Source organism: Pseudomonas sp. NPDC087342 (assembly GCF_044744265.1).
GTDB classification, from domain to species: Bacteria; Pseudomonadota; Gammaproteobacteria; order Pseudomonadales; family Pseudomonadaceae; genus Aquipseudomonas; species Aquipseudomonas nunensis.
On record NZ_JBIUXZ010000006.1, the window covers coordinates 184,088 to 208,120 of the forward strand.

Sequence of the window (24,033 nt, forward strand, 5' to 3'; positions counted from 1 at the left end):
AGGCCCTGTCAGTCAATATCTCTGTTGAATGGCAGGTCGCAATCGCGAGCAAGCTCGCTCCCACAAGGTGCTGTGTTGTTCAGAAAAATTGGGTGGAACAGCCGCCAATGACCGCAGTCATAGCCTGCACCCGGCAGTTGATCGTATGGTTAACCCGGTTAAACGGACTTCATGGAGCAACATGCACGCCCACCGATTGATCATCAGCCTCGCTGCCTTGCTGGTCCTGGCCGGTTGCGGCACCCGGCAGAGCCAGGAAGCACCGGCCCGCAAGCCCGCCGAGGTGAAGGCGCAGATCGTGCGGCTGTTGCCGGCGAAAACCGCTGACCGCGAGGGCTGGGCGACGGATATCTATGCGGCGTTTGCCGCCCAAGAGATTTCCCCGACCACGCAAAACCTGTGTGCGGTGCTCGCCGTTACCGAGCAGGAATCAACTTTCCAGGTCGATCCACCGGTGCCGGGCCTGGGCAAGATCGCCCGGGACGAGATCGACCGTCGCGCCGCCAAGGCGCATATTCCCGGCCTGTTGGTGAGCGGTGCCTTGCAGGTCAGTTCGCCCAACGGCAAAAGTTACAGCGACCGGCTGAACGCGGCCCGCAGCGAAAAAGAATTGAGCGCGATTTTCGACGATTTCATCGGCATAGTGCCCATGGGGCGGACGTTGTTTGGTGGTTTCAACCCGGTGCACACCGCCGGGCCGATGCAGGTCAGCATCGAGTTTGCCGAGCAAGAAACACGCAATTATCCGTACCCGGTGACGGGCTCGATTCGCCATGAGGTGTTCACCCGTCGCGGCGGACTGTACTTCGGCATTGCGCACTTGCTCGGTTATCCGGTGAGTTACACCCAGCCGCTGTATCGCTTTGCCGATTTCAATGCCGGGTGGTACGCCAGCCGTAATGCGGCGTTCCAGAATGCCGTCAGCCGTGCGTCGGGCATCCCGCTGGCGCTGGACGGTGATTTGATTCGTTACGATTCGATCATGCCCGGCACCACGGAACTGGCGGTGCGTACCCTCGGCAAGCAATTGGGCATGCGCAATCCGACGATTCACGATCAATTGGAAACGGGTAAAAGCCTGGAGTTCGAGGAGACGAGGCTCTATCAGAAGGTCTTTGCCTTGGCGGACAAGGCTGAAGGGCGGCAATTGCCGCGTGCGATGTTGCCGGGGATTACGCTGGAAAGCCCGAAGATCACCCGCAAACTGACGACGGCGTGGTTCGCCAAACGGGTTGATGAGCGGTATCAGCGGTGTATGGCGAAGGGGCGTTGAAGATCAAAAGATCGCAGCCTTCGGCAGCTCATGCGCATTGCGTACACCTGTTGGAACTGCCGATGGATCACGACAAAACACGCTCCCTGTAGCAGCTGGCGAAGCCTGCGTTCGGGTGCGAAGCAGTCGCGAAATAAGCCAGCGCGGTGCTTCCGGGAAACCGTGCGCTCAGGTTTTACGACCGCTTCGCAGCCGAACGCAGGCTTCGCCAGCTGCTACGGGTTGGGTTTAAGGCACGAAAAAGCCCGGCTGATCAGGCCGGGCTTTTTGTTGAATATCGCGATGAAACCATTGATTTATGCGGTGCGGTTTTGGATCAGACGATCCGAGCCACCTTCTGCAACGCGATTCTGGATCAGACGATCCGAGCCACCTTCAGCGACGCGGTTCTCGATCAGACGGTCGGAACCACCTTCTGCAACGCGTTTTTCCAGCAGACGATCCGAGCCACCTTCTGCAACGCGGTTCTCGATCAGACGGTCGGAACCACCTTCTGCAACGCGTTTTTCCAGCAGACGATCCGAGCCACCTTCAGCGACGCGGTTCTCGATCAGACGATCCGAGCCACCTTCAGCAACGCGGTTCTCGATCAGACGATCCGAGCCACCCTCAGCGACGCGATTCTCGATCAACCGATCCGAACCACCCTCAGCCACGCGGCTTTCAATCAAGCGATCCGAGCCGCCTTCGGCGATCATTGTGCGAGAAGGCGCGGCAAAAGCGTTAACTGCGAAAACCGAGAAAGCGATGCTGAGAAGGATTTGGCGTTTCATGATCGTGTGCTCCGGGTGTTGTTAGTTGGGTATGGAGCGGATGTTACGCCGGGGATTTTTTATGAGAACTTCATTGACGTGATGGTGACCATCGACGCCAATGATGGTTGGGCGCGAGGCCTCTCGCGCCATTGATGATGGGGTGTGTCAGATGACCTTCACTGCCCGCCCGATGAACTGGATCGGGCCGGTCGGCTTGCCAATCGGTGAGCCGTTCGCCCCTTCAAGCGTCAGCTCGAAGAGCTGGTTGGGTTGCAAGGGCGGCAGTTTGTTCAGCGGCACCGACAGGGTTTGCCCCGGTTTCACCAGCCCCAGCGATACCGGCCCTTGCCAGCCATCACCCTTGGTCCAGAACTCCAGCGCCTTGTCCGCAGGCACTTCGACGATGCCCAACGGGATCAATTGGATTTCCCTTGGATTACTGGCCTGGATTACCCAGCCCGGCGCGTTGTCCTGCGGGGCGACCAGCACCACCAGATAGGTCGGTTTGACCGTGGCCTGGGTCAGCAACAATGCGCCGAGTAACAGACTGGCGGCCAACCCGGCCCCGGCGAGCCCGCGCCACAGCGGCAGAAGATTCCACCAGGAAGCCACCGGAGCCGGTGCCCGGCTCAAGTCATTGAGGCTGCGCTCGATGCGCCGCCACAGGTGCGGCGAGGGCGCTTGCGGCTTGGCCAGATCGGTCAGCCCCAGCAATCGACGCTCCCAGGCGTCTACCGCTGCTTGCAACTGAGGTTCGACGACCAGGCGTTGTTCAACCTCCTGGCGCAGCTGCGCCGACAGCGTGCCCAACACATATTCGCTGGCCAGTTCGTCCCGTTCTTCTGGGGTTTCAATTTCAGGTCGAGTGGTCATCCCATGCACTCCCGCAATGCCATCAGGCTGCGCTTGATCCAGGCTTTCACGGTGCCCAGCGGGGTGCCGAGTTTGAGTGAGATTTGCGCGTGGGAATAACCGTCAACGTAGGCGTGCAGGATGCAGGTCCGTCGCTCGGGTTCCAGGTGATCCAGGCAGCGATGAATGCGCCCGGCGGGGTCCAGCGATTCAATCGGATCGTGGAAGGCGAACTCGGTGTCATCGGTCATCGGGGTCTCACGGCGATGGTCACGAATGACATTGAGCGCCAGATGCCGGGTGATGCTGAATATCCAGCCCCGCGCCGAACCCCGCGCCGGATCGAATCCCGCTGCACCGGCCCAAATCTTGATGAATGCATCGTGGACGATGTCCTCGGCCAGCGCCGTATCGCGCACCAATCGCCTGGCCACCCCGAGCAGGCGGGGACTTTCCTGAACATACAAATCCTGCAGGGCCTGACGCTCGCCACGTCCGCAGGCAGCCAAATGGGCTTCGTAATCGAAAAAAGGCTCGGGCAAGGACACTGTTCTCAGCCGGTGGCGTTTGGGATGTTGAATGCAATCTAGCAAACATTCTGTAACTCGTGGCCGCAAACCCCTGTGGGAGCGAGCTTGCTCGCGATGGGGGCTTCACATTCAACAACGATGTTGGATGGAAGACTGCTATCGCGAGCAAGCTCGCTCCCAAAAGGGGAATTGCATCAGGCCGAGAGGATTTAGCTCGCCGCCCAGAAAATATAGTCCGCTTGGTATTTCACCACCTCCTTTTGGCCCTTGTTCGCCGTCGTGCATTCGGCACTCGGCGCCACGCCACCCTTGAGCGCCACGCGCTGGATGTAGCTCACGCCGCTCATCGCGCCTTTGCCTTCAGCCGGATTCGCCTTGACTAACTGATAGGGCAGGTTGCCCGGGCTCGACGGCGCGACTGCCAATTGCGTGCCGGTCACCTTGGAACCGTCCTTGGCCTGCCAGGTGGCTGGTGGGCCGAAGTAGGTGCCGACCTGTTTGCCGGCGCGATCATTGAGCACTGCTTTGGGGCCGACGAAAAACCACTCAGTCTGGCCAGCCGCGTTGGCCTTGTCGCGACATTCGTAGGTAATCTCACCGACCCCGGTGGTTTGCATCGCGACCTTGTGCCCGGCCGGGACTTTGACACTGTCCGGCAGGTCGGCCTGGGCGAAGGCAACAGGGGCTGCGGTGAAAAAACCGGCAAGGCACATCAGCTGTTTGGCGTTCATAAACATCTCCGTCAATGAGTAAACCGCTTGGCAGCATCAGGGGCTGCTACAAGGACTACCCACCGGGGAGGGGTTTGGATGCAGTGCCCCAAAAAATAAACTCAACAGCTCCTACGCCAATTCCAATGGTGCGTTTACCTTTGCGAGGCCCGAGGCCGCGAGCAACTCCCGCGTATACGGATGCTGCGGCGCCGAAAAAATCTCCCGCGATGACCCTTGCTCCACCACCTTGCCATCCTTGATCACGATCAAGTCATGGGCCAGCGCGTGCACCACTGCCAGGTCATGGCTGATAAACAAATACGTCAACCCATGGCGTATCTGCAATTCCCTGAGCAAGGCCACCACCTGCTTTTGCACGGTGCGATCCAGCGCCGAGGTCGGTTCATCCAGCAGGATCAGCGCCGGTTCCAGCACCAGCGCCCGGGCGATGGAGATGCGTTGGCGCTGCCCGCCAGAGAACTCATGGGGATAGCGATGACGGCTTTGCGGATCGAGGCCGACCTCTTTCAGTACGCGTATCACCGCCGCCTCACGCTCCGCCGGCGTGCCGATGCCGTGGGTCAGCAAGCCTTCGGCGATGATCTGCTCCACCGACATCCTCGGGCTCAGACTGCCGAACGGGTCCTGAAACACCACCTGCATCTGCCGCCGCAATGGCCGCATCAAACGCTGATTGAGAATGCTCAATTCCTTGTTGCCAAAGCGGATGCCGCCCTCGGATTCCACCAGCCGCAAAATCGCTTGGCCGAGGGTCGATTTGCCCGAACCCGACTCACCCACAATGCCCAGCGTCTTGCCGCGATGCAGGCTCAAACTGACCCCGTCCACGGCTTTGATGTAGTCCTGCGTGCGGCTGAACAGCGCTTTGGGTAACGCGAACCAGACCTTGAGGTTGTCCACTTCCAGCAGGTTATGGTTGTACTCGCTGGGCACCGGCGCGCCGGTCGGCTCGGCTTCGATCAACACGCGGCTGTAGGGATGCTGCGGGGCCCGGAACAACGTCTCGCAATCCGCCTGCTCGACGATTTCGCCCTCGCGCATCACGCACACCCGTTGGGCGATCCGTCGCACCAGATTCAGGTCATGGCTGATCAGCAATAACGACATGCCCAGGCGCTGCTGCAACTCGATCAGCAGTTCCAGAATCTTCTGCTGCACCGTCACGTCCAGCGCGGTGGTCGGTTCATCCGCGATCAGCAGTTCCGGTTCGTTGGCCAGGGCCATGGCGATCATCACTCGCTGGCGCTGGCCGCCGGACAACTGATGCGGATACGCCTTGAGCCGTTTGTGCGGCTCACGAATACCCACCAGTTCCAGCAGCTCCAAAGTCCGTGCCTTGGCGGCGCGACCCTTCAAGCCCTTGTGGATTTCCAGCACTTCGCTGACTTGTTTCTCGACGGTGTGCAGCGGGTTCAGCGAGGTCATCGGTTCCTGGAAAATCATCGCGATCCGGTTGCCGCGCAAACCACGCAATCGGGCTTCGCTGGCGTGCACCAGATCCACACCGTTGTAACAAATACTGCCCGAGGTCGAGACGGATTTACCCGGCAGCAGCCGCAGGATCGAGTGCGCCGTTACCGACTTGCCCGAGCCCGACTCACCCACCAGTGCCAGGCACTCCCCGCGACGGATATCCAGGTCCAGCCCATGCACCACTTCCTGGCCACCGAAGGCGACGCGCAGGTTACGAATTTCAATCAGGTTGTCGTTCATGTCAGCTCCGGGATCAAGATCGTGGATCAAACGCATCGCGGCAGGCCTCGCCAATAAACACCAGCAACGAAAGAATCAGCGCCAGGGCAAAGAACGCCGTCAGTCCCAGCCAGGGTGCTTGCAGGTTGCGCTTGGCCTGGCCGATCAACTCGCCCAGCGACGCCGTGCCTGCGGGCATGCCGAAGCCGAGAAAATCCAGGGCGGTGAGGGTGGCGATGGCGCCGGTCAAAATGAACGGCAGGTAGGTCAGGGTCGATGTCATCGCATTCGGCAGGATATGCCGACACATTAGCTCGCTGTCGGTCAGGCCCAGGGCTCGCGCGGCTTTCACATACTCCAGGCTGCGGCCGCGCAGGAACTCGGCGCGTACCACGTCCACCAGTGCCAGCCAGGAGAACAGCGCCATGATCCCCAGTAGCCACCAGAAACTCGGCGAGACGAAGCCCGACAAAATGATCAGCAGATAAAGCACCGGCAGTCCTGACCAGATCTCCAACAAGCGCTGACCGATCAGGTCCACCCAACCGCCGTAATACCCCTGCAAGGCCCCGGCGACGATGCCCACCACCGCGCTGATCGCGGTCAGGACCAAGGCAAACAGGATCGAGATCCGCGTGCCGAAAATCACCCGCGCCAACACGTCCCGGGCCTGGTCATCGGTGCCCAGCCAATTGCTGGCCGACGGCGGACTGGGGGCCGGTTCTGTCAGGTCATAGTTGACCGTGTCGTAGCTGAACGGGATCGGTGGAAACAGCATCCAGCCACCCTGGCCTTCGATCAGGTTGTGCACGTAGGCACTGGCGTAATCCGGCTGGAACGGCAGTTCGCCGCCGAAGGTGATTTCGTCGTAGTCCTCGATGATCGGGAAGTACCAGGCGCCGTGGTAATGCACGATCAGCGGCTTGTCGTTGGCGATCAGTTCGCCGCCCAGGCACAACAGGCACAGGCCGATGAAGATCCATAGTGACCAGCGTCCGCGACGGTTGGCCTTGAAGTGCGCGATGCGCCGTTTGCCCAATGGCGACAGTGTGAACATCAGGCAGTCCTCGCCGAGAAATCAATGCGCGGGTCGAGCAGGGTGTAGCAGAGGTCACCAATCAACTTGATCAACAGGCCGAACAGGGTGAACAGAAACAGCGCGCCGAACACCACGGGATAGTCCCGGGACACGGCGGCTTCGTAGCTCATGCGGCCGAGGCCATCAAGGTTGAAGATGGTTTCGATCAACAACGAACCGGCGAAAAACACCTCGATCAATGCCTGGGGAATTCCGGCCACCACCAGCAGCATCGCGTTGCGAAACACGTGGCCGTAGAGCACGCGACGCTCGGTCAAGCCCTTGGCCCGAGCGGTAATCACGTACTGACGGCTGATCTCGTTGAGGAAGCTGTTTTTGGTGAGGATCGTCAGTGTCGCGAAACCGCCGATCACCAGCGCCGTTACCGGCAATACCAGGTGCCAGAGGTAATCGCCGACCTTGCCCAGGGGGCTGAGGCTGTCGAAGTTGTCCGACACCAGCCCTTGTACCGGGAACCAGTTGACGTAGCTGCCGCCGGCGAACACCACGATCAGCAGGATCGCAAACAGGAACGCCGGCATCGCGTAACCGACAATGATCGCGGTGCTGGTCCAGACGTCGAACGCGCTGCCGTTCCTGATCGCTTTACGCACGCCCAATGGAATCGAGATCAGGTACGTGATCAAGGTTGCCCAGAGCCCGAGGGAGATCGACGTCGGCAGTTTTTGCAGGATCAGGTCGGTGACCTTGGCCCCGCGAAAGAAGCTGTTGCCCAAGTCCAGTTGTGCATAGTTCTTGAGCATCAGCCACAGCCGTTCATGCATCGGTTTGTCGAAACCGTAGTGATGCTTGATCTCCTCGATCAGCGCCGGGTCGAGGCCACGACTGCTGCGCCCGGCACCGCCGACGGCGGATACCTCGCCACCGCTGCCGCCCATGACGTTGCCGCCAAAACCTTGCAGGCGTGCGATGGCCTGTTCCACCGGACCACCCGGGGCGGCCTGCACGATCAAGAAATTGACCACCAGAATGCACAGCAACGTCGGGATGATCAGCAGCAAGCGACGACTCATATAACGCCACATGTCACTGCACCCCCGCGAGTTTGCGCAAGGCACTCATCTGCTGGTTGTCCAGCGGCTTGGCGGCAACTTCCCACCAGGTGTTCAGGCCTTCGTCGTAGGCCGGTTGGGTCGCCGGCATGCCGAAGCGGTTCTGATACACCGTCGGCGTGCCTTTGGAGTAGTAGTTGGGAATCATGTAGTAACCCCATTGCAACACCCGGTCGAGGGCGCGGGCGTAATGCACCATGTCGTCGCGGGAGTTGGACTGGACCAACCCATCGATCAGGCGATCCACCGCCGGGTTGGCCAGCACCATCGAATTGGAGCTGCCGACCTGTGTGGCGCTTTGCGAGGCATAGAGGCTGTAGAGCTCGCGACCGGGGGAGACGATGGGATCGCCGCTGCGTGGAAAACTGGTGACGATCATGTCGTAGTCCCGGGCGTTGAGACGGTTGACGTACTGCGCCGAATCGATCCGACGCAGATTGAGGGTGATGCCGATTTGCGCCAGGGTTCGCTTGAACGGCAGCAACATGCGGTCGAAACCGCCCTGGCCGTCGAGGAACGTGAACGCCAGCGGCTCACCGGCGGCGTTCACCAAGTGATTGTTTTTCGGGGTCCAGCCGGCCTCGGCCAATAACTGAAGGGCCTGCAATTGCTTGTCGCGGATGTAGCCGCTGCCATCGGTTTTCGGTGCCTGGTACACCTGCGTGAACACCTCGTCCGGGACCTGTCCGCGCAGGGGTTCGAGGATCTCCAACTCACGGGCGTCCGGCAGTTCGGTGGCGGCCATTTCACTTTTCGGCCAGTAGCTGTTCTGGCGTACGTAGAAGCCGCGCATCATCTGCTTGTTGGTCCACTCGAAATCCCACAGCAGGGTCAGGGCCTGGCGCACGCGACGGTCCTGGAAGATCGGGTTTTGCAGGTTGAACACAAAGCCCTGGGCGGCGGTGGGTTTGGCCGGGGCGAGGATCGACTGCTGCAAGCGGCCGTCACGCAGCGCCGGGCTGTCGTAGCCGACCACATAACCGGACGAGGAGAATTCGCGGTTGTAATCGAACGCGCCAGCCTGCAATAGCTGACGGGCGACGTCGGTGTCGCCGTAGAAATTCACGGTCAGGTTGTCGAAGTTGTAGAGGCCACGACTGACCGGCAAGTCCTTGCCCCACCAGTTCGGGTCGCGGGCAAAACTGATGCTGCGCCCGGCGTCGACCTTGCTGACGATGTAGGGGCCGCTGCCCAGCGGTGGCTCGAAACCGCCGCCGTTAGCGAAGTCGCGGGTTTTCCACCAGTGTTCGGGCACCACGCGCATCGTCGCCAGGTCCAGCGCCAAGGTGCGGTTGAGGTTGTTCTTGAAGTTGAAGCGCACCTGATTCGGCGCTTCGACCACCACGTCCTGGACGTCAGCGTATTGCTGGCGATAACTCAGGCTGCCCTTGGTCATCAGCAGCTCGAAGGTGTAGCGCACGTCTTCGGCGGTGATCGGTGTGTCGTCGGCGAAACGCGCCTTGGGGTTGAGGGTGAATCGCACCCACAGGCCTTCAGGGTCGCGTTCCATTTGCTGGGCGACCAGGCCGTAGACCGTGTAAGGCTCGTCCAGTGAGCGGAAGGCCAAAGGGGCATAGACCCAATCGTTGACCTGCACCACCGAGATGCCTTGGTCGGCATACGGCGTGATGTAGTTGTACTGGCCGATCTCCATGGACGCGCGGCTGAGCGATCCGCCCTTGGGCGCCTTGGGATCGACGAAGTCGAAATGCTCGAAATTGGCCGGGTACTTCGGCGCCTCGCCGTACACCGTCATCGCGTAGCTGCCGCCGGCCAGCGCGGACGCTGCGTTGCAGAGCAGGGCAGCACCGAGCAGCAGACCCGCCACGTTGCGCTTGAATGTCATGAAGTCTTCCTTGTAACGGAGCAAACCCACAGAGCACAACCTGTGGGGAGCGAGCCTGCTCGCGAAAGCGCAAGATCAGTCAACATTGCTGTTGAATGTAATGCCGCCATCGCGAGCAGGCTCGCTCCCACAAGGGTTGTGGTGATGTGACTCAGAAGTGGTAGGTCATGCGCGCAAACAGCGTGCGGCCCATCGGGTCGGCGTAGCGCGGGTCATAACCGCTCTGGAAGGTGTAGGCCTGGTTGGTGAATGGCGGATCGCGGTCGAACACGTTCTTCACCCCGGCATCGAGGTCCAGCACTTTGTCGAAGGTGTAGCCGGCCGACAGGTCCCACAGCGAGTACGAAGAGACGCGGTCGTAGGTGGTGCGGTCGTAATCGTTGTAGCCGGTGGTGAAGCGGTTGACCAACGACGCCCGCGCCGCGCCCAGGGTCCAGGTGCCGCTCAAGGCATGCTTCCAGCGTGCGATCACGCCATCGCCTTCAAAGTCGCCGACCTTGTCGGTGTACGGGCCTTTGATGGTGCTCTGGAAGTCATAGCGATCAACATAAGTGCCCTGCAACCCGAGGCCGAACTGGCCGTAAGGCGTGTTCGGGAAACGGTAGTCGAGGGACACGTCGACACCGCTGGTTTTGACGATGCCCAGGTTGGCGTTGCCGGTCACGATGTAGTTCAGCGAACCGTCGGCGTTGCGCACGAAACGGTCGGCGTAGGCGCCGGATTGATCGAACACGGTGGATTCAGGGAACGGCTGGATCTGGTTGGAAATGTGAATCCACCAGAAATCCAGACCCACCGACAAATCGCGGACGGGTTGATAGACAAAGCCCAGCGTCACGTTGCGCGCTTTCTCCGGGGCCAGCTCCTGGTTGCCGCCGCCCTTGGCGAGGAACTGCTGGCCACAGTCGCGACCGGCATTGCCGCCCGCTTGCAACACACCGCCGGTGCACAGGACCGGGTCGTTGTAGTTGGCCTGGGTGAAGGTCAGGCTTTGTGGCGCATAAAGCTCATACAGCGACGGCGCACGGAACCCTTCGCTGTAGGCGCCACGCACCACCAGTTCCTTGAGTGGCTGATAACGGAACGAGTATTTCGGGTTGGTGGTGCTGCCAAAGTCGCTGTATTTGTCGTGACGCACCGCAGCGGACAGTTCGAGGCTGTCGAGCACTGGCACGTTGATTTCGGCATACGCCGCTTTCACGCTGCGATCACCTTCGACGCTGCCGGCCGAGTCCGCGCCGAGGCTGGAAATATCGTCGACGAACGATTCGTAGTCCTGGTGGAATTTCTCTTTGCGATATTCACCACCGAGCGCCAGGCCGGAAGGCCCCGCGCCGAACCAGTCACCGATTTCGCGGCTGACCCGACCGTCGAAGCCGATCACCCGACCGACCGCCGACGTGTAGGGCCCGTGATAGGCCGCTTGATCGATGTATTCCTGCCCGGCGCTGCTTTGCGGGCCGAACGGGTTGAGCAGGCCGCTGGCCAGGCCGGCGGTCATCGCCGAGTCACTGACATAGCCGCTGGTGACGCTGGAAATCACTTTGTTCTGGTTGTACGAGGCGCCCGCGTTGTAATCCCAGCCGCCCACCAGCCCGTCGAAGCTCAGGATAAAGCGCTGGGCGGTGTTCTGGTCCTTGGATTCGCGCGCGCCTGCCGCTGTTTCGCGCCAGTTCACGCCGATCGGTTGCGTGGGGTCCAGGGTGAAGTCGGTCGGACCGGGCGTGATGCCGTTGCCCGGATAGTAGGGCGACGATGAATCGAGGGTCTGGCCGGTCAACGGCGCCGGGGCAACGGCGGTGGCGTTGTTGTTTCGGGCCCAGAAGTATTCAAGGTTGACGTTGTGATCGTCCGCCAGTTTGCCGGTGGCTTTGCCGAAGAATGAGGTCTTCTCGGTTTGCGGAATCAAGTCGATGTAGGAGGACGTCGCGAAGCGGCACACCCCTTGGCGCGACACCAGGTTCGGGCCGTTGCAGTTACTGCTGGCCAGTGGGTTGGTGGCGTTGTCGCCCTGGCTGTAGTTGCCGGGGAATGCGGTGCCGGAGGTTTGATCGAGGCCACGTTCAGGTCGGTAAGAGGTGGCGAAGCTGCGGTCCTTGGCCTGCAGGTTTTCCTGCTTGTTGTAGTTGAACACCCCGAGCACGTTGAAGCGGTCCTGCTCAATGTCGCCAAAACCCCAACTGGCGCTCATGTCCTTGCTGTTGCCGCCGCCGCTGTGGGTCGGGGTTTCGCCGCCGAGGGTCAACTGGCCGTCGGTCATGGCTTTTTTGGTGATGAAGTTGATCACGCCGCCGATGGCGTCCGTGCCGTATAGCGCCGAGGCGCCGTCGCGCAGGACCTCCACCCGGTCAATGGCCGCGAAGGGGATCAGGTTCAGATCGACCCCGGCGCCATTCGACGTATTGGTGCCGGACAGGGCGTTGTTCGCCAGGCGTCGGCCGTTGAGCAGGATCAGCGTCTTGTTCGCGCCGATGCCACGCATGTCGGCATAGGACGCGCCGCCACTGCCCGAACCGACGGAGCTGGAGCTGTTGATTACCGACTGGCTGCCCGTGACTCGTTGCAGCAACTCGGCGGTGGTGCTCACGCCCTGTTTGCGCAAGTCATCGGCGCGCAGCACGGTAATCGGCACTGCCGTTTCCGCATCGACCCGGCGAATCGCCGAGCCCGTCACTTCCACCCGTTGCAGCTGCGTCGTGGCCGGTGCCACGACTGCCGCGCTGGCGGCCGAAGCGTCGCTGCCGTCCTCGGCCAGCGCTTCAGCGGCTTGCAACGATCCGGCGCCCATCCCCATGGCCACCAGGTACAACGGAACAAAACGGTGACGTTGAATCGTCGCCACCAACGGCTTGAGCGTGAAACGTGGAGTGTTCATCAGCATGGTTACTTCCGACTTTATTAGACGTTTATCGAAATGGCCTTGTGAGCCCTCATTGCTCCGGCATCGGTGGTACCGCGCGCGGAAAACCACTTTCTTCAAGCAAGCCGATCCCCTCCGAAGACGCGGCGCGTTTTTCGGTCGGCTGATTGCGACGGGATACAACGAACGGTGCCGGGCGACTCCCTTACTGCACGCTCGGCACCGAACTCAGCGGGTGGTCATCACCGATATTTTGGTAATGCCCGAGCGCTCGATCGAGGCCATGGCTTTGGCCACCTGGCCGTAATTCACGGCGGAGTCGGCCTGCAGTTGCACGCGCACCTCACTGTCCTTGGCCTTGACCTCCTTGAGGCTGGCCTCCAGGGATTCGGGCGCCAGTTCGGTCTTGGCCAGATAGAACTTGCCGTCCTGATCGACGCTGACCACCACCGGGTCTTTCTTTTCGGCGGGTGCCACGGCGTCGGTTTTCGGCAAGTTGACCTTGATCGCATTGGTCATCAGCGGCGCGGTGACGATGAACACCACCAGCAGCACGAGCATCACGTCGACCAGCGGCGTGACGTTCATTTCGCTGAGTACTTCATCGCTGTCTTGAGTGGAAAAAGACATCAGCTGGCCTCCCGCACGGCGGCAGTGGTTTTGGCGATGGCCTGGCGGGTGATGGAAAACGCGCTGCGCGAGGCGAGGGCGTCAAAGTCGTGGGCGAAGTCATCCATGTCGGCGGAGGCGAGTTTCAAGCGACGCAGGAAGAAGTTGTAAATCAGCACCGCCGGTACCGCGACCGCAATGCCGACACCGGTGGCGATCAAGGCGTGGCCGATAGGGCCGGCCACGGTTTCCAGGCTGGCCGAGCCGCTGGCGCCGATGCTTTGCAGGGCTTCCATGATTCCCCACACGGTGCCGAACAGGCCAATGAACGGCGCGGTGCTGCCGATACTGGCGAGAATCGCCTGACCGTTTTCCAGGGAGCGACGCTCCTTCTGGATCTGCTGGCGCAGGTTGCGTTCCAGGCGATCCGAGCGGTTGATGGTGTGGGCCAGTTGCTGGGTGGTGCGCGGTGATTCATCCACCAGCAAGGCTTCGAATCCGCTGCTGGCGATCCGTGCCAGGGAGCCCGGGTATTGGCTGGCGTGTTCAGCGGCGGTGAGCAGATCCGGCGCCCCCCAGAAGGCTTTGCTGAACTGTTTGTTCTGGGATTTCTGCCGCAGATACTGCGCGGACTTGACCAGCAAAATCGCCCAACTGACCACGGAAAACAGCACCAGGCCCCAGAGCACGCCCGGGACAATCATCGAAGAGAGTGAATCGTTCATGGCTACACCTCGCTTGCATTAATCGGTTAGGAGTTCAGTTCGTTGCGCCGTTACTGCGGCAATTTGAAGTCGATGGTTTGGGTGGCGAAGCCGTCGATCGGGGTGTCGCCGCGTTTGGCCGGAATAAATTTCCAAGCCTTCACCGCCGCGACCGCCGCATCGTCCAATTGCGGCTTGCCGCTGGATTTGGTCACCGTCACTGCCCCGGCGCGACCGTTGGCCAGCACCTGAATGCGCAGCACCACAGTGCCTTCCCAACTGCGACGCAAGGCCAGGGACGGGTATTCCGGTGGCGGGTTGCCGAGGCTCGCCAGCCCGGAAACGGCCGCCGACTCTTTCACCGGGCCAGGCGCTGCGGCCGGTGCCGGTGGCGCACTTGGCGTCGATGGCGCAGCGGGTGCTGCCGGTTGCGCAGGGGCGGGCGGGGCTTTCGGCGGCTCGACCTTTTTCACCGGTTTGGGTTTTTCCAGCGGTTTCGGTTTTTCGATCGGCTTGGGTTTCTCAACCGGTTTGGGGGGCGGCTTGACCGCGTCCTCATCCTCCACCGGCTGCTCGGGTTCTGGCGGCGGAGGCGGGGGCTGCGGTGGTTCCGGGGTGGGAGGCGCGGGTGGCGTCGGGCTGGTCAGCTCGACAGTCATTTCCGGAATCTCTGGCGGAGTCGGCAGCGGTTCGGCCTTGGCCTGCTGGAAAAACCACCAGGCACCGCCGTGTATCAGCGCCGACACCGCGACCAGCAACAGCACCTGTTGCTTGTTCAACCCACCGGGTTTCGAGGTGTTGCTTTTATAAGGACGACCGCTCGATACCGGCGGGATCGGATCATCCCGTAACGGCCCCGGCAGGGTCTTGTGCTTTACCGCATCGTTCATTAAAGCTCCCTCGGGTAGATGAAGGGCAATAAGGTGCCGTCCGAACATTGGCGCAATGCTCGAGTGTTTTATTTCAACTTTTTCAAGGGTGTGCGCAAACCGATAGTTGAACTATCCATGGAAGTGGTTTGTGCAGGTTACTGGCTCAGTGCCATCGACTTCGTGTGTTCATTCGCCTATCCCTGGATGATCTCTTATTGGGTAAGACTGCTTATGTATCTCAGCTGTCTCATGAACGTTACATAGCAACCGCTGTGCCAAATATTGCTGTCTGGTTGGACGATTATTTCAACAGTGTTACGCATGTCGCATTTATATAAGTTTTGCGAAGTGACTCGCTTATTACTGACAAAGACTGGCCGTTCACCTCTAAAAGCAGTGCTTTTTCAGGGGCGAGTGATGCCGCTCGCTCTGGTCCGTCAATCAGCGGAACAGAGCGGCTGCAGGCCTGTGCGTCGATGCACCCAATGGTGCGTGACGGTTTGATTTGGTGCGTGTCAGTGTTTTAGCGGGTCACAGGGGGTGTTCCTTGTTTTTGTGTAAATGAAATCGGCTGCGGCGAACAAAGTTAGTTAAACGCCCAGGAGCACTTTTGGTGCGTTCGTTAAAACGGGCTGTTGCGCAACACAGGTGTATGTATATGGCTCGGGAAGTTATTGTCGGACAATGTCTGATTGTCGTCGGTTAACTTTCCGCGTATGTAATATTTAAAAAATAAATAGCACTGCCCTGTCGGTGAGTGCAGTCACCAACAAGGAGCGCTGTAAGGCTGTTCAGGTAATAAAGTAATCGCGAAAGGTGCTGACAGGGCGGTACACAGTTACTGGGCAACGATTGGCCAGAGCAGGCCTTGGGGATATTTGAAGATTCACGCTGTGATTTCCTTATTGCCAGCCAGGATGCCCAAACTTTTGATTCGGCATCGCACCTTACAAGAACGCGGATAGCGTCCGATGTTTGCTCTTGGTGCGGGGTGGGCACCGTAAGCGCTGTTTTGCGAGGTTAGAGTTTCGCAAGCTGCAGGTGCATGGAAAAGACGTGCCAAAACGGATACAAAGCGCAGAATTTTTCTACATCGAAGGCCTAACGCCGTTTTGTAGCAGCTGTCGAGCACCGCGAGGCAGCGTTCGGCGGCGAAGCCGTCGTGAAATCAGCCACCGCGGTGTTTCAGGATGACCGTGCATGCCGGATTTACGACGGCTTCGCCGCCGAACGCAGCCTCGCTGGGGCTCGACAGCTGCTACACGGGGGGCTACGGGGAGGCAGGGTGGTCTCGTTCGATCAGCGATAAATATTGTTCAAGCGTGCCGTTGTTCAACGGCTTGATCAGGATGTCCACGGTATGGGTCAGGCGGCCCATCTCGATCCCTTCGCGGGTTCTGACGTCAGCAAAACCGAGCCCACGCCAGAAGCGCCCGGCCTTCACGTTGCTTTGCACCACGCACAGGCGCAGCCAATCAGCGCCCTGGGCGCGAGCCCAGGTTTCGAAGTCGTGATACAGCGACTGAGCCAGACCGGAGCCGTGAAGGTCATTGGCTATGATGTATAAACCGATGTGCCATACCTTCGGCGCCAGCAAGTCCGAGACGAACTGCAACGCCGCCACCAACGGACGACCATCGGCTTGATAGCCCAGCATCCAGTTTTTGCTGAAGCTCCACCCCGGCGGCAACTCTCCAAGCAGTTCTTCGTGCGCCTTGTCAGGGCCGGCGTTTTCGCCTTCCACGATCAGAAAGTAATCCGGATTGGCCTCGAAGAATTCTTGCAGCAGCGCGGCATCTTCGGTGGTCAGTTCGCGGGTGCTGATGCCCGCGAGGGAACAGGCTGGAAGTGTCGACATCTTTCGCTCCTGACCTTTAAGCGCGACGACGCACAAACTTGCGCCACAACCAGACCCACAACATCAACAGCGGGAAGGCCAGGATCAGGAACGGCAGCGCGTAACTGCCTTTCTCCAGTGCATCGACGGCGCCATCGGCCAGGTTATCCAGCAAGTTGCTGAACGCCTGGCTCAGGTGCGACGAGCGACTGCTGGCGCCGGTAGGCTGGAACGACAGGGTGACGCGATTGGTGTCGAGTCGGCGCTGATGTCCGGCGGCGACCTGGGCCAGGGCTTGCAGGTCGTTCTCGATGCCGGCCTGTTCTTTGCTCAGGGTAATCAAGTCAGTGACGCTGATGTCCCGGCGGCTCGCCAGTTGGTCCAGGCGTTGTTGCTGGGCCTTGAGGCGTTCCTGGCGGCGACGGGTGTCATCCACCGCATCGGCCAGGTCTTCGGCGGAGGTGACGCGCTGGCCCATCTCACCGCCCTCGGCGGCCATGGCGACCAACGGCTCGACGCCGGCGGGGGCGATGCGCAAGGTGATCTCGGCGCGGCCGGCGCCTTGCTCGATGCGCAACACGTTACAGGCGCCGAAGCGCGCGGTTTCACAGGCTTCGCGGGTGGCCTGCAAGCGCGGCACGATTTGCGTTTGGGGCAGCAATAACTGCACATCATGCTCATAGGCGAGCATCGCGCCGCCACGTCCTTGTTCACCGGCTAGACTGGCCGATGATGACCGGTCGCTCGGCGAGCAGCCGCTCAGGGCCAGGCAGGCCAGTAAAAACCAATAGACGCGAGGCATTGAGGCAGGTTTGCCATCCGGATGGCGCATGTTCTTTCCTTGAAGTGTGCAGCGGGACGTCAACAGTGCGCCCCGCAATGGCGCATCTTACCTGCATCAATCGGCCAAATGGCAGGGAACATGCCGCCGTGGCCAATCGTCTACCGACTGACTGTTTGTTCGCCGGGAGGGCGCGACATGTATCAGCTTTACGGACATCCGAATTCCGGCGCGGCGGCGATCGAAGCGGCCCTTGAACTCTGCGCGATTCCTTATCGCTTCATCGACGTGGCCGCGTCTGCCGAGGCCGAGCGTGCGCTGGAAAAACTCAACCCGCTCAAGCAGATTCCGGCACTGGAACTGCCCGACGGCAGCATTCTCACCGAAAGCGCGGCGATCCTGATTCACCTGGGGCTGACCTTTCCCTCGTCGGGCCTGCTGCCGGACGACCCGATAGAGCGGGATCAAGCCATTCGTGGCCTGGTCTACATCGTCAGCAATTGCTACTCGGCCATCGGCATCATCGACTACCCCGAGCGCTGGTTGCTCAAGGCGGATGAGGCGTCCAGGGAAAACCTGATGGCCGGCGCCCGCAAGCGTTTGCACTGGAGTTGGGAGGTGTTTGCCGATGAATTTTCCGGCGAGCTGTACCTGGGCGAAGAGACGCCGGGGGCGCTGGATGTGCTGGCGGCAGTGGTGTCGCGCTGGGCCGGCAGCCGCGAGCATCTGCGCAATGCCCGACCCGGGTTTTATGCGTGGCTGACACGCATCGACCGGCATCCGACATTGGCACCGGTCTTCGCCCGGCATTGGCCAACCTGAGGCACCGATCTTCGCCTGACATAGGCCAACCTGAAGTGCCGATCCCTTGTAGGAGCAAAGCTTGCTCGCGAAGACGGCCTGACATTCAACAGTGATGTTGACTGGAAGGACCCCTTCGCGAGAAAGCTTTGCTCCTACAGGTATCGGGGGGAGTTGCGGTGTGGAGGGGGTTATTCCCCGCGAATGTACTGCTCCAGTTGCCGAATCAATTCCGCCTGCTCGGCAATCGCTTCCTTCACAAGGTCACCAATCGACAGCAAACCGATCAACTGGCCGTTTTCCACCACTGGCAAATGGCGCAGGCGCTTGTCCGACATGATGCCCATGCAAGTCTCGACGGTCTGATGGGTATCCACGGTAATCACTTCCTGCACCATGATTTCACTGACCGGCGTGCCGACCGATGAGCGCCCCTTGAGCACCAGTTTGCGCGCATAGTCCCGCTCGCTGATGATGCCCACGACTCTGCCATCCTTGAGCACCGGCAGCGCACCGACGTTTTTCGCGGCCATGACCATCAGCGCTTCCAGCACCATTTGATGTGGCGCGATGGTATGGACTTCGTGGTTTTCGTTGGCCTTTAACTTGAGCAGTTGGGCGACGGTTTTCATGGCGGTTTCTCTGGTGTTGTCGTTGTCCTTGAAGAATCGTAGACGCAAGCGTTCAGGGCAAGGGAGAAAGCGGCAGATAACACGCAAAAAACGTCATTCGGCGGTTTTTCTTGCATAAACCTCGCGAACCAGGTCGATAAACGCGCGCAAACCGGCGGGAACGTGGCGATTGGCCGGGTAATACAGGCACAGGCCCGGGTAGGGCGGCAGCCAGTCTTGCAGCACCGGAATCAGCCGGCCGGCGGCGAGATGCCCGGCAATCGAGTGTTCGCTGGTACAGGCCAGCCCAATGCCTTGAAGCGCGGCGTCGACGATCAGTTGATGGCTGTCGAGGGTCAGCGGGCCGTTGACGTCGATGATCTGCTGATGCCCGCGCTTTTCGAATTCCCAGCGGTATAGCGCGCCACTGGCAAATCGCGTGCGAATGCAGTTGTGCCCGGCCAGGTCTGCCGGTGAACGCGGTTTGCCGTGGCGCGCAAAATAGTCGGGCGAACCGACCACCGCAAATTGCAGCGGCGGGCTACAAGGCACGGCGATCATGTCCAGCGGCACGCTGTCGGCCAGTCGGATACCGGCGTCGAAACCGTCGGCGACGATGTCCACCAGGGCGGTGTCGGTGACGATGTCCAGGCGCATGTCCGGGTAACGCTTGAGGAATTCCACCACCACCGGGCTCATGATCATCTGCACTGCGCCTTCGGTGGCATTGATGCGCAGAGTGCCGCTCGGGGTGTCGCGAAACTGGTTCACCGCCTCCATTGCCGCCGAGATCTCGTGCAACGCCGGCCGCACCCGGGCCAGAAACTGCTCGCCGGCCTCCGACAGCGACACGCTGCGGGTAGTGCGATTGAACAGTCGCACGCCCATGCGCTGCTCCAGCGCGGCAATGGCATGGCTCATGGCCGAGGGCGACATGCCCAGCTCATCCGCCGCGCGACGGAAACTGCGGTGGGTCGAAACGGCGACCACCGCGTTGAGTTCCAGCAAACCCATCTTTTGCATTGTGCTGATTCCTGCATCAGTTCATCCCATATTAGCCCGATTGTTTGAAGGATGGCTGGCGCTTACTTTGGCCTCAGAGACACCACAAATCCCCCTGTAGGAGCGAAGCTTGCTCGCGAAAGCGATATGTCAGTCACCACATGCATCGACTGATACGCCGCATTCGCGAGCAAGCTTCGCTCCTACAAGGGAACATCCTTTAGATCGGGAATTTCGCAATGACCCAGACTGTTTTGATCACCGGCGCCTCCACAGGCTTCGGCCAATCCGCCGCGCAATTGTTCGCAGCCCAGGGCTGGAATGTCATCGCCAGCATGCGCAACCCTTCCGCCGGCGCAGCACTGGCAACCCTCGACAATGTGCTGGTCACCCGCCTCGATGTTCAGGATCCGGCCAGCATCGACACCGCGATAGCGGCAGGGATCGAGCGTTTCGGCCGGATCGACGTGCTGGTCAACAACGCCGGTTTCGGTCTGTTCGGCGTCTTCGAAGGCACCTCACGGGAGAAAATTCGCGAGCAGTTCGACGTCAATGTTTTCGGCGTGATGGACGTGACCCGGGCGCTCCTGCCGCATTTCCGCCAGCGCCAGGCCGGAGTCATCATCAATGTCAGTTCCGGCGCCGGGGTGTTTGGCTTGCCGATGATTTGCGCCTACAACGCGAGCAAATTTGCGCTGGAAGGGTTTTCCGAATCGCTGTCCTATGAACTGGCGTCGCAGAACATCACGGTGAAAATCGTCGAGCCGGGCGGGGTGGTCAGCACCGGGTTTGGTTCGCGCTCGGCCACTGAGGCCGCACAGCTCACCACGCCGAAGGATTACGACGCTTTTGTCGACGCAGCGATGAAGGCTTTTGAAGGCTTGCGCGGGGAACGCCTGGCCACTTCCGAAGACGTGGCGCAGGTGATTGTTGATGCGGCGAGTGACGGGACGGATCGCTTGCGCTATGTGGCGACGCAGGATATCGAGCCGTTGGTGAAGGCGCGGCGGGAAACGTCGGAAGGGGAATACATGGCGATGATGCGCGGGAAGTTTGGCACTCCAGACCAATAACCGGGCGGCTTTATGTAGCAGCTGCCGAGTCCGCGAGGCTGCGTTCGGCTGCGAAGCAGTCGTAAAATCAGGCTACTCGGTCTGCAGGTCAACCGCATGGGCGAGGACTTCGTCCTCGAACGCAGCCTCGCAGGCTCGGCAGCTGCTACAGGCGGTGTCATCGAAGGCATTGTCGTGAGCGCTATCCCCCGCGATCGCGCGTAGAATTGCGCCCTGAATCAGATTCGAGGTTGCAGTGGTGGATTTACAGCAGGGCTTCGTCCTGACCCGGCATTGGCGCGATACCCCGGCCGGCACGGAAGTCGAGTTCTGGCTGGCGACCGATGCCGGTCCCCGGCGCATCCGCCTGCCTTATCAACCGTCCGTAGCGTTTGTCCCGGCCGAGCAGCGCGAGCAGGCCGATACCGTGTTGCGCGGGGAAAAGAACGTCGAGCTGCGGCCCCTGGCTCTGCTGGATTTCGAACATCGCCCGGTGCTCGGCCTGTATTGCCAGCAACACGGTCAGTTGATGCGTCTGGAAACCGCGCTGCGCAAGGCCGGCGTAGAGATGTTCGAGGGCGACGTGCGCCCGCCGGAACGCTACATGATGGAGCGTTTCATCACCGCGCCCGTGCAGTTCGGCGGCACCCCCAATGCCGAAGGGCTGCTGCTCGACGCGCAAATGAAACCCGCCCCCGGTTACCGGCCGAACCTGCGGCTGGTGTCCCTCGACATTGAAACCACCGCTCAAGGCGAACTGTATTCCATCGCACTAGAAGGCTGCGGCGAGCGTCAGGTGTACATGCTCGGTCCACCGAACGGCGACGCCAGTGCCGTGGATTTCCAGCTCGAATACTGCGATTCCCGCACCCTGTTGCTGAAAAAACTCAACGAGTGGTTCGCCCGACACGACCCCGACGCAATCATCGGCTGGAACGTCGTGCAGTTCGATCTGCGGGTCCTCCACGAACACGCCCGGCGCCTTGCGGTGCCACTGAAGCTGGGGCGTGGCGGCGAAGAGATGCAGTGGCGCGAACACGGCAGTCGCAACCATTATTTCGCCGCAGCCGCCGGGCGCCTGATCATCGACGGCATCGAATCTCTGCGCTCGGCGACCTGGAGTTTTCCGTCGTTCAGCCTGGAAAACGTTGCGCAAACCCTGCTCGGCGAGGGCAAGGCGATCAGCACGCCGTACCAGCGCATGGACGAAATCAACCGCATGTTCGCCGAGGACAAACCGGCGCTGGCCACCTACAACCTCAAGGACTGCGAACTGGTAACACGGATCTTCGCCAAGACCGAGTTGCTGACCTTCCTGCTGGAACGAGCCAGCGTCACCGGTTTGCCAGCGGATCGCAGCGGCGGTTCGGTGGCGGCATTCACGCATTTGTATATGCCGCTGATGCACCGCCAGGGTTTCGTCGCGCCGAATCTCGGCGGCAAGCCTCCGGAGGCGAGCCCCGGTGGATTCGTGATGGATTCACAACCGGGCCTTTACGAGTCGGTGCTGGTGCTCGACTACAAGAGCCTTTATCCATCGATCATCCGCACGTTCTTGATTGACCCGGTCGGGCTCATCGAAGGCCTCAAACATCCCGACGACAGCGAGTCGGTGCCAGGTTTTCGCGGCGCACGGTTTTCCCGCACTAAGCATTGCCTGCCGGCCATCGTCGCCCGGGTCGCCGACGGCCGCGAAACCGCCAAGCGTGAACACAACGCGCCGCTGTCCCAGGCCCTGAAAATCATCATGAACGCCTTCTACGGCGTGCTCGGTTCCAGCGGTTGCCGGTTTTTCGATACGCGGCTGGCGTCATCGATCACCCTGCGCGGCCACGAGATCATGCTGCGCACCCGCCAGTTGATCGAAGCCCAGGGCCACGCGGTGATTTATGGCGATACCGACTCGACTTTCGTCTGGCTGCGTCGTGCTCACGGTCAGGAAGAGGCGGCACAAATCGGTCGCGCCCTGGTGGATCACGTCAACCAGTGGTGGCGCGAGCATGTGCAGCAGGAATATGGGCTGGAAAGTGCGCTGGAGTTGCAGTTCGAAACCCACTACAAACGCTTCCTGATGCCGACCATCCGCGGTGCCGAGGAGGGCAGCAAGAAGCGTTACGCCGGGCTGGTCACCCGTGCCGATGGCACCGACGAAATGATCTACAAGGGCCTGGAAACCGTGCGCACCGATTGGTCGCTGCTGGCCCGGCAATTTCAGCAGGAGCTGTACTCGCGGATCTTCCATCGCCAGCCGTATCAGGACTATGTGCGCGATTACGTGCGCAAGACCCTGGCCGGTGAGTTCGATGATCGCCTTGTCTATCGCAAGCGCCTGCGCCGCACCCTCGATGACTATGAACGCAACGTGCCGCCTCATGTGCGGGCGGCGCGGATGGCCGATGCCTACAACGATCAGCAGGGCCGGCCCCGGCAATACCAGAACGGTGGCTGGATCAGCTACGTGATCACGGTTTCCGGGCCAGAGCCGCTGGAAATCCGCAGCGCGCCGATCGATTACGACCACTACGTCACCCGACAACTGCAACCGGTGGCCGATGCGATCCTGCCGTTTGTCGATGACGACTTTTCAACCCTGATTGGTGGGCAGTTGGGCTTGTTTTAAGTCCAACAGCGACAGCGTCCAGTCATCCTGTATGCCGTGGAAATAGTGGTCCAGCGCTTGATGGAACAGGCTGCCGTCGGGGGCAACCTGGGCGAACAGGGTCATGGATGAGTGAAACTTGAGGTCATCGGGATGGCCGAATATGTCGGCGATCGAGCGGTTTCTCAGGTTCAGTACTAACTGAGTGCAGGCGCGTAAACGTGCGCCCAATAATGGGTGATTCAGGTACGCCGTCGCTTCGTCGGCGCAGCTGATGGCGAAGTGGCGGGACATTTCGCTGCCGCCGAGCCCGGCAATCTGCGGGAAGATAAACCACATCCAGTGCCGGCGCTTCTGGCCGGCACGCAATTCCTCCTGGACTCTGTCGAACACTGGGTCCTGTGCCTGGACAAAGCGTGGCAGATTGAACGCGTCGAGCGGATCGGTACTTCTCATTCCGAAGCCCTCTACA

At 60.8% G+C, this 24,033-nt stretch carries 21 protein-coding genes; 4 read left to right on the forward strand and 17 right to left on the reverse strand.

What is annotated here, in order from left to right; genetic code table 11:
* Positions 1-181 precede the first annotated feature (181 nt).
* Entirely contained in the window at positions 182-1,273 is a 1,092-nt protein-coding gene (locus tag ACIOYV_RS16040; protein ID WP_401324987.1) for a DUF1615 domain-containing protein, read from the forward strand.
* A gap of 296 nt (positions 1,274-1,569) precedes the next feature.
* Here ACIOYV_RS16040 and ACIOYV_RS16045 read toward each other — a convergent pair whose 3' ends face one another.
* From ACIOYV_RS16045 to ACIOYV_RS16110, 14 genes are all read right to left on the reverse strand, one after another.
* Positions 1,570-2,046 carry a phage infection protein gene (locus ACIOYV_RS16045; protein WP_401324990.1) on the reverse strand — a complete coding sequence of 159 codons (477 nt, stop codon included), beginning with the start codon at positions 2,044-2,046 and terminating at the stop codon, positions 1,570-1,572.
* A gap of 147 nt (positions 2,047-2,193) precedes the next feature.
* Complete coding sequence (locus ACIOYV_RS16050; protein ID WP_401324993.1) at positions 2,194-2,901, reverse strand: anti-sigma factor domain-containing protein; 708 nt, start codon at positions 2,899-2,901, stop codon at positions 2,194-2,196.
* Positions 2,898-3,428: a sigma-70 family RNA polymerase sigma factor gene (locus tag ACIOYV_RS16055; RefSeq protein ID WP_401324996.1), complete on the reverse strand. Its 531-nt coding sequence runs from the start codon at positions 3,426-3,428 to the stop codon at positions 2,898-2,900. The genes ACIOYV_RS16050 and ACIOYV_RS16055 overlap by 4 nt, the downstream gene beginning before the upstream one ends.
* 191 nt (positions 3,429-3,619) lie before the next feature.
* Entirely contained in the window at positions 3,620-4,141 is a 522-nt protein-coding gene (locus tag ACIOYV_RS16060; protein WP_265039740.1) for a DUF3455 domain-containing protein, read from the reverse strand.
* 111 nt (positions 4,142-4,252) lie between these two features.
* Positions 4,253-5,857, reverse strand: a complete 1,605-nt coding sequence (locus tag ACIOYV_RS16065; RefSeq protein WP_401324999.1) for an ABC transporter ATP-binding protein — start codon at positions 5,855-5,857, stop codon at positions 4,253-4,255.
* A gap of 13 nt (positions 5,858-5,870) precedes the next feature.
* Positions 5,871-6,893, reverse strand: coding sequence for an ABC transporter permease (locus ACIOYV_RS16070; RefSeq protein WP_054050652.1), 1,023 nt, complete (start codon positions 6,891-6,893; stop codon positions 5,871-5,873).
* Complete coding sequence (locus ACIOYV_RS16075) at positions 6,893-7,960, reverse strand: microcin C ABC transporter permease YejB (RefSeq protein WP_054617294.1); 1,068 nt, start codon at positions 7,958-7,960, stop codon at positions 6,893-6,895. The genes ACIOYV_RS16070 and ACIOYV_RS16075 overlap by 1 nt, the downstream gene beginning before the upstream one ends.
* Position 7,961: 1 nt before the next feature.
* Positions 7,962-9,833 (reverse strand): extracellular solute-binding protein, encoded by a 1,872-nt coding sequence (locus ACIOYV_RS16080; protein ID WP_401325003.1) that lies wholly within the window; start codon positions 9,831-9,833, stop codon positions 7,962-7,964.
* Positions 9,834-9,984: 151 nt separating this feature from the next.
* Positions 9,985-12,714, reverse strand: coding sequence for a TonB-dependent receptor (locus tag ACIOYV_RS16085; protein ID WP_401325005.1), 2,730 nt, complete (start codon positions 12,712-12,714; stop codon positions 9,985-9,987).
* Between the two features lie 207 nt (positions 12,715-12,921).
* Positions 12,922-13,323 carry a biopolymer transporter ExbD gene (locus tag ACIOYV_RS16090; protein ID WP_054050660.1) on the reverse strand — a complete coding sequence of 134 codons (402 nt, stop codon included), beginning with the start codon at positions 13,321-13,323 and terminating at the stop codon, positions 12,922-12,924.
* Entirely contained in the window at positions 13,323-14,027 is a 705-nt protein-coding gene (locus ACIOYV_RS16095; RefSeq protein WP_054050662.1) for a MotA/TolQ/ExbB proton channel family protein, read from the reverse strand. Before ACIOYV_RS16095 ends, ACIOYV_RS16090 begins: the two co-directional genes overlap by 1 nt.
* A 50-nt stretch (positions 14,028-14,077) precedes the next feature.
* On the reverse strand, positions 14,078-14,896 hold the full coding sequence (locus tag ACIOYV_RS16100) for a TonB family protein (RefSeq protein WP_401325008.1): 819 nt from the start codon (positions 14,894-14,896) through the stop codon (positions 14,078-14,080).
* 1,252 nt (positions 14,897-16,148) lie between these two features.
* On the reverse strand, positions 16,149-16,736 hold the full coding sequence (locus ACIOYV_RS16105) for a GNAT family N-acetyltransferase (RefSeq protein WP_401325011.1): 588 nt from the start codon (positions 16,734-16,736) through the stop codon (positions 16,149-16,151).
* Positions 16,737-16,752: 16 nt separating this feature from the next.
* Entirely contained in the window at positions 16,753-17,547 is a 795-nt protein-coding gene (locus ACIOYV_RS16110; protein ID WP_401325013.1) for a DUF4349 domain-containing protein, read from the reverse strand.
* A gap of 147 nt (positions 17,548-17,694) precedes the next feature.
* Here ACIOYV_RS16110 and ACIOYV_RS16115 point away from each other — a divergent pair, with 147 nt between their 5' ends.
* A complete protein-coding gene (locus ACIOYV_RS16115; protein WP_054050669.1) occupies positions 17,695-18,318 on the forward strand; it encodes a glutathione S-transferase in 624 nt (207 codons plus the stop codon).
* A 170-nt stretch (positions 18,319-18,488) separates the two neighbouring features.
* Here ACIOYV_RS16115 and ACIOYV_RS16120 read toward each other — a convergent pair whose 3' ends face one another.
* Together ACIOYV_RS16120 and ACIOYV_RS16125 are read right to left on the reverse strand one after the other, a co-directional pair.
* On the reverse strand, positions 18,489-18,929 hold the full coding sequence (locus ACIOYV_RS16120) for a CBS domain-containing protein (protein WP_054053921.1): 441 nt from the start codon (positions 18,927-18,929) through the stop codon (positions 18,489-18,491).
* Between the two features lie 93 nt (positions 18,930-19,022).
* On the reverse strand, positions 19,023-19,931 hold the full coding sequence (locus ACIOYV_RS16125; RefSeq protein WP_401325017.1) for a LysR family transcriptional regulator: 909 nt from the start codon (positions 19,929-19,931) through the stop codon (positions 19,023-19,025).
* A 218-nt stretch (positions 19,932-20,149) separates the two neighbouring features.
* Here ACIOYV_RS16125 and ACIOYV_RS16130 point away from each other — a divergent pair, with 218 nt between their 5' ends.
* Positions 20,150-20,983, forward strand: a complete 834-nt coding sequence (locus ACIOYV_RS16130; RefSeq protein ID WP_401325020.1) for an SDR family oxidoreductase — start codon at positions 20,150-20,152, stop codon at positions 20,981-20,983.
* A 238-nt stretch (positions 20,984-21,221) separates the two neighbouring features.
* Entirely contained in the window at positions 21,222-23,582 is a 2,361-nt protein-coding gene (locus ACIOYV_RS16135) for a DNA polymerase II (protein ID WP_401325022.1), read from the forward strand.
* Here ACIOYV_RS16135 and ACIOYV_RS16140 read toward each other — a convergent pair.
* The gene (locus ACIOYV_RS16140) at positions 23,547-24,017 is read right to left on the reverse strand and encodes a DUF1810 domain-containing protein (RefSeq protein ID WP_401325024.1); all 471 of its coding nucleotides are present in this window, start codon (positions 24,015-24,017) and stop codon (positions 23,547-23,549) included. The two genes, ACIOYV_RS16135 and ACIOYV_RS16140, sit on opposite strands and share 36 nt — an antisense overlap.
* Between the last annotated feature and the right edge of the window lie 16 nt (positions 24,018-24,033).